Origin of the sequence: Providencia sp. wls1922 (assembly GCF_009706505.1) — a bacterium.
Lineage (GTDB): Bacteria > Pseudomonadota > Gammaproteobacteria > Enterobacterales > Enterobacteriaceae > Providencia > Providencia lanzhouensis.
The window spans coordinates 1-9,052 of record NZ_WLUG01000029.1 but is presented as its reverse complement, the minus strand read 5'-3'; the positions used below and the strand labels follow the sequence as shown (position 1 = coordinate 9,052).

At 45.6% G+C, this 9,052-nt stretch carries 9 protein-coding genes; all 9 read left to right on the top strand.

The window, feature by feature from the left end; genetic code table 11:
• Positions 1–283 precede the first annotated feature (283 nt).
• Positions 284–1,327, top strand: coding sequence for a phosphate ABC transporter substrate-binding protein PstS (gene pstS, locus GKR71_RS01430; RefSeq protein WP_036948462.1), 1,044 nt, complete (start codon positions 284–286; stop codon positions 1,325–1,327).
• Between the two features lie 111 nt (positions 1,328–1,438).
• A complete protein-coding gene (gene pstC, locus GKR71_RS01425; protein WP_036948465.1) occupies positions 1,439–2,395 on the top strand; it encodes a phosphate ABC transporter permease PstC in 957 nt (318 codons plus the stop codon).
• 1 nt (position 2,396) lies between these two features.
• Entirely contained in the window at positions 2,397–3,278 is an 882-nt protein-coding gene (pstA, locus tag GKR71_RS01420) for a phosphate ABC transporter permease PstA (RefSeq protein WP_036948467.1), read from the top strand.
• 38 nt (positions 3,279–3,316) lie between these two features.
• Positions 3,317–4,093 carry a phosphate ABC transporter ATP-binding protein PstB gene (pstB, locus tag GKR71_RS01415; protein ID WP_036948470.1) on the top strand — a complete coding sequence of 259 codons (777 nt, stop codon included), beginning with the start codon at positions 3,317–3,319 and terminating at the stop codon, positions 4,091–4,093.
• Between the two features lie 13 nt (positions 4,094–4,106).
• On the top strand, positions 4,107–4,838 hold the full coding sequence (gene phoU / locus GKR71_RS01410) for a phosphate signaling complex protein PhoU (protein WP_006663093.1): 732 nt from the start codon (positions 4,107–4,109) through the stop codon (positions 4,836–4,838).
• A 241-nt stretch (positions 4,839–5,079) separates the two neighbouring features.
• A complete protein-coding gene (locus tag GKR71_RS01405; protein ID WP_036948477.1) occupies positions 5,080–5,919 on the top strand; it encodes an ABC transporter substrate-binding protein in 840 nt (279 codons plus the stop codon).
• 74 nt (positions 5,920–5,993) lie between these two features.
• Positions 5,994–6,746 (top strand): amino acid ABC transporter permease, encoded by a 753-nt coding sequence (locus tag GKR71_RS01400; RefSeq protein WP_036948481.1) that lies wholly within the window; start codon positions 5,994–5,996, stop codon positions 6,744–6,746.
• A 1-nt stretch (position 6,747) separates the two neighbouring features.
• Positions 6,748–7,500, top strand: a complete 753-nt coding sequence (locus GKR71_RS01395; RefSeq protein WP_036948484.1) for an amino acid ABC transporter permease — start codon at positions 6,748–6,750, stop codon at positions 7,498–7,500.
• Between the two features lie 227 nt (positions 7,501–7,727).
• Positions 7,728–9,052: NCS2 family permease (locus tag GKR71_RS01390; RefSeq protein ID WP_154633854.1), on the top strand; the 1,325-nt coding region annotated here is incomplete at its 3' end.

Here is a 9,052-nt window from a genome sequence, read left to right as displayed (position 1 = left end):
TAGAAAGATAGAAAGAGAAATAAATTTTTTCATTTATGACAATATGTCATATTCCAAACGCTAAGCTGTCACATTCACTGTTCTTATTTAGTTTGTTGAAAAATAAGTAAATAATCATTTTTGTACCATTCTGCTACACTTAATCATGTCGATAAAATCCGCAAATGTCATAAAACTGTCATAAAGCTGACATATTGCCGTAACTCAATTGTCCTATTTTCCCTACCGTGACATACACCCAATAATTTAATACTTGATTATTTCTTACATCCCCGGAGGGATTATGAAAATGATGCGTACCACACTAGCAAGCGTAATGGCAGCAACCTTATCTCTGACTGCAATGTCTTCTTTTGCTGCTACCAGCCTGACCGGAGCTGGCGCGACATTCCCTGCTCCTGTTTATGCGAAGTGGGCAGATACTTATCAGAAAGAAACAGGTAATAAAATTAACTATCAGGGGATCGGTTCTTCTGGTGGTGTAAAACAAATTAATGCAAAAACAGTTGATTTCGGTGCGTCTGATGCGCCATTGACTGATGAAAAACTCAAAGAAGACGGCTTATTCCAATTCCCAACCGTGATTGGTGGCGTGGTTTTAGCGGTAAACGTTAAAGGCATCGAATCTAATCAACTGGTTCTTGATGGTAAAACTCTGGGCGACATCTACTTAGGCAAAATTGCAAAATGGAATGACCCAGCCATCGCAAAACTGAATCCAAACGTAAAATTACCTGACCAAAACATCGCTGTAGTTCGCCGCTCTGATGGTTCTGGTACCACATTCGTCTTCACAAGCTACTTAGCAAAAGTTAGCTCAAACTGGAAAGATGAAGTGGGTGCAGGTTCAACGGTTAACTGGCCGAAAAACAGCGTAGGCGGTAAAGGTAACGACGGCGTTGCAGCCTTTGTTCAACGTCTGCCAGGCTCTATCGGTTATGTAGAATATGCTTACGCAAAACAGAATAATCTTGCGTATACTAAGCTGGTTTCTGCAGATGGTCAGCCAGTTTCACCAACAGGTGAAAGCTTCAGCGCAGCAGCGAAAAAAGTGGATTGGTCTAAATCATTTGCACAAGACCTGACTAACCGTGAAGGCGCTAACGCATGGCCAATTACCTCAACCACATTCATCTTAGTTCACAAGCAACAAGCGGATGCGGAGAAAGGTAAAGCGGTTCTTGATTTCTTCAACTGGGCTTACGACAAAGGCGGTAAACAAGCAGAAGCATTAGATTACGCTGTGTTACCTCAAGAAGTTGTGACCGCAGTACGTGCAGCATGGAAAACAGAAGTAAAAGATAGCCAAGGTAAAGCACTGTTCTAAGTGCCCCTCGGGTTGGAAAAGGGTAAGCGGGGGCTGAGGAATAGCTCCCGCTTATTCACCGTAGTAACGTAAGTCCTACTGAAAAGTAGGCATGGAATGAGAACAAAGCGCATGGCCGAAAAAATAACGGCATTCAAAGCCCCTAGTAAATCGGGCGACGTGATTTTTAGTGCATTAGTCAAAATAGCAGCGCTAATCACTCTCCTCATGCTTGGTGGCATTATTATTTCCCTGATTTTCGCATCTTGGCCAAGTATGCAGAAATTCGGGTTTTCGTTTTTGTGGAATAAAGAGTGGGATGCGCCAGCAGAGCAGTTTGGTGCATTAGTGCCTATCTACGGCACCATCGTCACATCATTAATCGCTCTGATTATCGCCGTACCCGTGAGTTTTGGTATCGCATTATTCTTAACAGAGCTAGCGCCTAACTGGTTAAAACGCCCATTAGGTATTGCGATTGAGCTTCTCGCTGCAATCCCAAGTATTGTTTATGGTATGTGGGGACTGTTTGTCTTCGCTCCGTTATTTGCAGAATACTTCCAAGAACCAGTTGGTAATGTCATGTCGAGCATTCCAATTGTTGGCGAACTGTTCACCGGTCCTGCGTTTGGTATTGGTATTCTTGCGGCGGGTATTATCCTTGCCATTATGATCATTCCTTACATCGCCTCTGTAATGCGCGATGTATTTGAACAAACTCCTGTGATGATGAAAGAGTCAGCCTATGGAATTGGCTGTACTACATGGGAAGTGATTTGGAATATCGTTCTGCCTTATACCCGTAATGGGGTGATTGGTGGTGTGATGCTGGGGCTAGGTCGTGCATTGGGAGAAACCATGGCGGTCACCTTCGTCATCGGTAACACTTACCAGCTCGATAGCCCTTCACTGTTTATGCCGGGTAATAGTATTACCTCTGCGCTGGCGAACGAATTTGCTGAAGCGGAAAGTGGTTTACACACGGCGGCATTGATGGAACTTGGTTTAATTCTGTTTGTGATTACCTTCATCGTTCTGGCGATTTCCAAGCTGATGGTAATGCGCCTTGCTAAGAATGAGGGACGCTAATATGTCGATTTCTGAACCTGTTGTAGTGAATCAAAAAGAGCGTGCACGCCGCCAAGCATGGCGCCGTCAAGTCAACAGAATGGCATTATTAGTCTCCATGCTGACGATGGCATTTGGTCTGTTCTGGTTAGTGTGGATTTTATTCTCCACGGTAACCAAAGGGATTGATGGTATGTCCCTCAATCTGTTTACTGAAATGACACCGCCGCCAAATACAGAAGGTGGTGGTTTGGCGAACGCCATTGTGGGAAGTGGATTGCTTATCTTGTGGGCGACCGTTATCGGAACACCATTAGGGATTTTAGCGGGTATCTACTTAGCGGAATATGGTCGCAAATCGTGGTTAGCTTCGGTGACGCGTTTTATTAACGACATTCTGTTATCTGCGCCTTCAATTGTGGTTGGTCTGTTTGTTTACACCATTGTGGTGGCTCAAATGCAGCATTTCTCGGGTTGGGCGGGGGTAATTGCACTTGCATTACTGCAAATCCCAATTGTTATTCGTACCACTGAGAACATGTTGAAGCTCGTGCCTGATAGCCTGCGTGAAGCGGCATATGCACTGGGCACACCAAAATGGAAAATGATTTTATCCATTACATTAAAAGCATCTGTATCTGGGATTATTACCGGTATTTTGCTGGCTATCGCGCGTATTGCGGGGGAAACCGCACCGCTGCTGTTTACGTCACTCTCGAACCAATTCTGGAGCACCGACATGAATGAGCCAATTGCTAACTTACCAGTGACTATCTTCAAATTTGCAATGAGTCCGTTCTCTGAATGGCAGCAATTAGCATGGGCAGGGGTTCTCCTAATCACCTTATGTGTCCTGTTAATCAATATCATTGCCCGTGTTGTGTTTGCACAGAAAAAACACTAATCCCAGACGAATAAAAGAATTGATAGAGAGAAGTAGCCATGATTAATGCAAACGATATTGCAAACAGTAAAATTAAAGTTCGTGACCTTAACTTCTACTATGGAAAGTTTCACGCGCTGAAGAATATCTCTTTAGACATTGAAAAGAACAAAGTGACTGCGTTTATCGGCCCATCAGGTTGTGGTAAATCCACGCTGCTGCGTACCTTCAACAAAATGTACGAACTGTATGGTGAGCAACGCGCAGAAGGCGAAATTTTACTGGATGGTCAAAACATCCTGACTGATAAACAAGACATCGCGTTATTACGTGCAAAAGTCGGTATGGTGTTCCAAAAACCAACGCCATTCCCGATGTCTATCTACGACAATATCGCGTTCGGTGTGCGTTTGTTTGAAAAGCTGTCCCGCGTCGAAATGGACGAGCGTGTGCAGTGGGCGCTAACAAAAGCGGCACTGTGGAATGAAACCAAAGATAAACTTCACCAAAGCGGCTATAGCCTCTCTGGTGGTCAGCAACAGCGTCTGTGTATTGCGCGTGGTATCGCCATTCGCCCAGAAGTTCTGTTACTCGATGAGCCATGTTCTGCTCTGGACCCAATTTCAACGGGGCGTATTGAAGAGTTGATCAGCGAATTGAAATCAGAATATACCGTGGTGATCGTTACTCACAACATGCAACAAGCGGCGCGCTGCTCTGATTACACGGCATTTATGTACTTGGGTGAGTTGGTGGAATTTAATAACACTGACAAGATGTTTACCACCCCAGAAATGAAACAAACTGAAGATTATATTACTGGCCGCTACGGTTGATATGGAGCCGACGATGGATACGCTGAACCACAACAAACATATATCAGGGCAGTTCAACGCTGAACTGGAACATATCCATACTGAGTTGATGACCATGGGAGGGCTAGTTGAAGAGCAGCTCACCAAGGCTATCACTGCGATGCATAATCAGGATGAAGCCCTAGCGCGAGAAGTGATTGCCAATGACCATAAAGTCAACATGATGGAAGTGGCAATCGATGAAGAGTGCGTCAAAATCATCGCCAAGCGCCAGCCAACCGCGAGCGACTTGCGTTTGATTATGGCAATCTCGAAAACCATCGCTGAGCTGGAAAGAATCGGTGACGTCGCGGATAAAATCTGCCAAACCGCACTGGAAAAATTCTCTCAGCAGCACCAGCCATTGTTGGTGAGCTTGGAGTCATTAGGTCGCCATACCGTGCAAATGCTGCATGACGTGCTAGATGCTTTTGCGCGCATGGACTTGGAAGAAGCTATCCGTATTTATCGTGAAGATGAAAAGGTAGACCAAGAATACGAGGGGATTGTCCGTCAGTTAATGACGTATATGATGGAAGACCCGCGTACCATTCCAAGTGTTTTAACTGCGCTGTTCTGTGCTCGCTCCATTGAGCGTATCGGTGACCGTTGCCAGAACATTTGTGAATTTATTTTCTACTATGTTAAAGGGCAAGATTTCCGCCATGTAGGTGGAGACAGCCTTGAAAAAATGCTGACTAGCTCGAAAGACAGCAACAAAGAGTAACTGTTAAACCACTGGGGTGCTGGCCACCTCAGTGTTCATCTTCTTCATTTTCTTCTTGCTCGATAAGAGTCTTAATCTGCAACATTTTAGGGGTCGCTCCGATGAATTTTCGCCCCTTTTTTTATGTCTATCCATATTCCAAATTGATATAAATATATTATTTAATATTATTTCAGGTGCTAAGAAATAGTTGATAGCTTGTGATGGTCGATTTACACAAATTTACCGTTAGGGGTATTCAATGAAAGCTCGTTTTCTTACTTCCGCACTTTTAGTTGCAGGTCTGGCGCTGACAGCGAATGTCGCTAGCGCAGATAAATTAGATGATATTAAACAAGCGGGAGTGATCCGCATTTCTGTTTTTGACAGTAATCCCCCATTCGGATTTATTGATCCTAAAACCAAGAAACTTGCTGGCTATGATATCGATATCGCCCAAGCGATTGCTGATGATCTTGGCGTGAAATTAGAGCTGCGTCCAACCAACCCAGCTAACCGCATTCCACTGTTAACATCCGGCAAAGTTGACCTGATTGGTGCCAACTTCACAATTACAGATGAACGTGCAAAACAGGTGGATTTCTCCATTCCTGACTTTGCAACAGGGCAAAAATTTATCGCGCGTAAAGGCGTACTGAAAACCCCTGAAGATATCGCTCCACTGCGTATTGGTGCAGACAAAGGAACTGTTCAGGAAGTGACTCTGCGCGAACGTTTCCCGAATACCAAAGTTATCTCTTACGACGATACCCCGCAAGCTTTTGCAGCGCTACGTAACGGTAACGTACAAGCGATCACCCAAGATGATGCGAAGCTGGTGGGCTTGCTCGGTAACTTGCCAGAAAAAGTGAAAGCAGACTTTGAAATTTCACCATTTAGCTTAACCAAAGAGTACCAAGCGCTAGGCGCGAGCAAAGGGGAAACGCGTTTAATTGAAAACGTGAATGCTACCTTGCTGAAACTGGAGAAAGAAGGCAAAGCGAACGAGATTTATAACCGTTGGTTTGGTCCAGACACCAAAGCGGCACAACCACGTGGTGAATTCAAATTTGCCCCATTGAGCGAGCAGCCTAAATCTTAAGTTAGTCATGCAGTTTAGTGAGAGTAAACGCCCCTGCCATGTTGCAGGGGTTGTCAGTTATAGCGAGGCGAAATATGTTCGACAAATTTTTCAGCGGTGACTTCTGGTCTGCGCATCTACTAGCACCACAATACCTTGAGTGGTTTGGCTATGGCTTTTTGCTTACAGTCTGGATCTCGATTTGTACGATCATCGCTGCCACGCTATTAGGTTTTATTGCCGCCTCGGCAAGAGACAGCCAAATCGCGCCGCTACGCTGGTTTGTGACCGTTTATATTTCGATTTTCCGTAATACGCCACTACTGGTGCAACTGTTTTTCTGGTATTTCGCTTCGGGAGAAATTCTCCCTGAATCAGCGATGGAATGGCTGAATACTCCCCATGAAATTGAAATTTTAGGGATAACATTGGGTTGGCCATCCTTTGAATTTTTAGCCGGATTTGTCGGCTTAACGCTATACACCGTACCTTTCATTGCGGAAGAAGTGCGCTCTGGTATCCGAGGAGTGCGTCAAGGACAGAAACAAGCAGCTCTCGCTTTAGGGCTGACATCATGGCAGTCCATGCGTTTAGTGATTTTACCGCAAGCCGTAAAAATCGCGTTACCGCCGCTGTTAGGGCAATACATGAACGTCGTCAAAAACTCGTCATTAACGATGGCGATCGGGGTGGCTGAGCTTTCTTATGTATCACGCCAGGTAGATAGCCAATCATTACAAACATTTGCTGCATTTGGTTTAGCTACAGTACTGTACATTGCAATCATTGCCTTTATGGAAGGCTGGGGTCAGTGGCGACAACAGCGTCAATTGGCCCAGGGGGTATAAGATGGATTTTTCAGTCATTACGGATAACTGGCAATATCTGCTATTTGGGGCTTATCCTGATGGTCCCTTGGAAGGGGCAGCACTGACGCTGATTATGAGCGTATTGGCTGGCGCTGCGTCTATTGTCCTCGGCACATTGGGTGGTATTGCGCTGGCGATGCTACGTGGCTTCTGGATGAATTTATTTGCCGCCGTTTTAGGTTTTTTCCGCGCCATTCCCGTCATCATGTTGATTTTCTGGACTTACTTCCTACTGCCTATTGTCTTCGGAACGGAAATTCCGGGCGTGACGGCGGTGGTGTGCGCATTAGCGCTGATCACTTCAGCCTATTTAGCGCACGGCGTGAAAGCGGGAATTTTAGCTATCGGTCAAGGGCAATGGAACGCTGGGCTTTCTCTCGGGTTTAACCGCTGGCAAGTTCTGTGGAATGTGGTGTTACCTCAGGCATTACGAATGATGGTGCCTTCCTTTATTAACCAATGGGTTGCGTTAATTAAAGATACCTCTCTGGCGTATATTGTGGGGGTTGCAGAACTGTCATTCTTAGCAACACAGGTGAATAACCGTGAAATGATCTATCCGCTGGAAGTGTTTTTGTTTGTGGCATTTATCTACTTTGTGATGTGCCTGTCAGTAGAAATTATTGCCAATCAAGTGGCGAAAAAGCTCAGTGATAAAAGTGCAGCGCGCAGCCGTTCAGCAAAACGCGGTTGGCTGTTTTGGCGACGTCAAAAGCTGATTGCGCTTTCTTAATCGCACAAAGGCGGCTTAATCCCTCAATGGCGGTATGACAACCGCCATATCTCCCTCGATATTCATTTACAGTATCAGTCAGTTAGGAAATACGACTTATTTAAAATGACGCAATCGTTTTCTTTTGCATCGTTTAGTTGTACCATGAGCCGAAAAAAACTTTTTTTCGTGCCCACCACGCATCCATTGGCAATCTAGGGCATGACATTTCGACAAGGCGCATTTTAATGACTAATCAATCATCTGGCTCCTCGCAATCGCAGGGTCTGTTTCAGCGTGTGTTTAAATTACAAGAACACGGCACCACCGCAAGAACAGAGGTCGTTGCAGGGTTCACCACCTTCCTGACGATGGTATATATCGTTTTCGTTAACCCACAAATTTTGTCCGTCGCTGGCATGGATATCAAAGCGGTATTCGTGACCACCTGCTTAATCGCAGCCATCGGCAGTATTTTAATGGGCTTACTGGCTAACTTACCTATTGCTGTTGCACCCGCGATGGGGCTAAATGCCTTCTTTGCCTTTGTGGTCGTTGGGGCGATGGGCTATTCATGGCAAGTCGCTATGGGGGCGGTATTCTGGGGCGCAGTTGGCTTATTTATTCTAACGTTATTCCGTATTCGTTACTGGATTATCGCTAATATTCCCCTGAGTTTACGTGTGGGGATCACCAGCGGTATCGGTCTGTTTATCGCCATGATGGGACTGAAAAACTCCGGTATTATCGTCGCAAACCCAGATACCTTAGTGTCAATTGGTAACCTAACTCACCATAATGTGTGGTTAGGGGCATTAGGCTTTTTCATTATTGCCATTTTAGCGGCGCGTAATATTCATGCGGCAGTATTGGTATCTATCGCCGTGACGACGCTGATTGGTTTAGCGCTGGGTGATGTGAAATATACGGGCATTTTCTCAATACCACCAAGCATTACCAGTGTTGTTGGACAAGTGGACTTTGCGGGCTCACTGGATCTGGCACTTTCTGGGGTTATCTTTGCCTTTATGTTAGTGAACCTGTTTGACTCCTCCGGCACCATGATTGGGGTAACAGACAAAGCGGGTATTACCAACGAGCGTGGAACTTTCCCTCGCATGAAACAAGCGCTGTATGTGGATAGCTTAAGTTCTGTGGCAGGCTCTGCAATGGGAACTTCGTCTGTAACGGCGTACATCGAAAGCTCTTCTGGGGTATCGGTGGGCGGTCGTACAGGTTTAACCGCGATTGTCGTCGGTGTGTTATTCCTATTGACGATGTTTATCTCTCCGCTGGCAGGCATGGTTCCCGCTTATGCAACCGCAGGCGCGCTGATCTATGTTGGCGTTCTGATGACTTCAAGCTTAACGCGCGTGAAATGGGATGACTTAACGGAATCCGTTCCAGCGTTTATTACTGCGGTCATGATGCCATTTAGCTTCTCGATTACAGAAGGTATTGCGCTAGGCTTTATCGCGTACTGTGCGATGAAGATTGGTACAGGGCGCTGGCGTGATCTGGGTCTGTGTGTGATCCTTGTCGCGGCGATGTTTCTACTAAAAATGATCCTCGT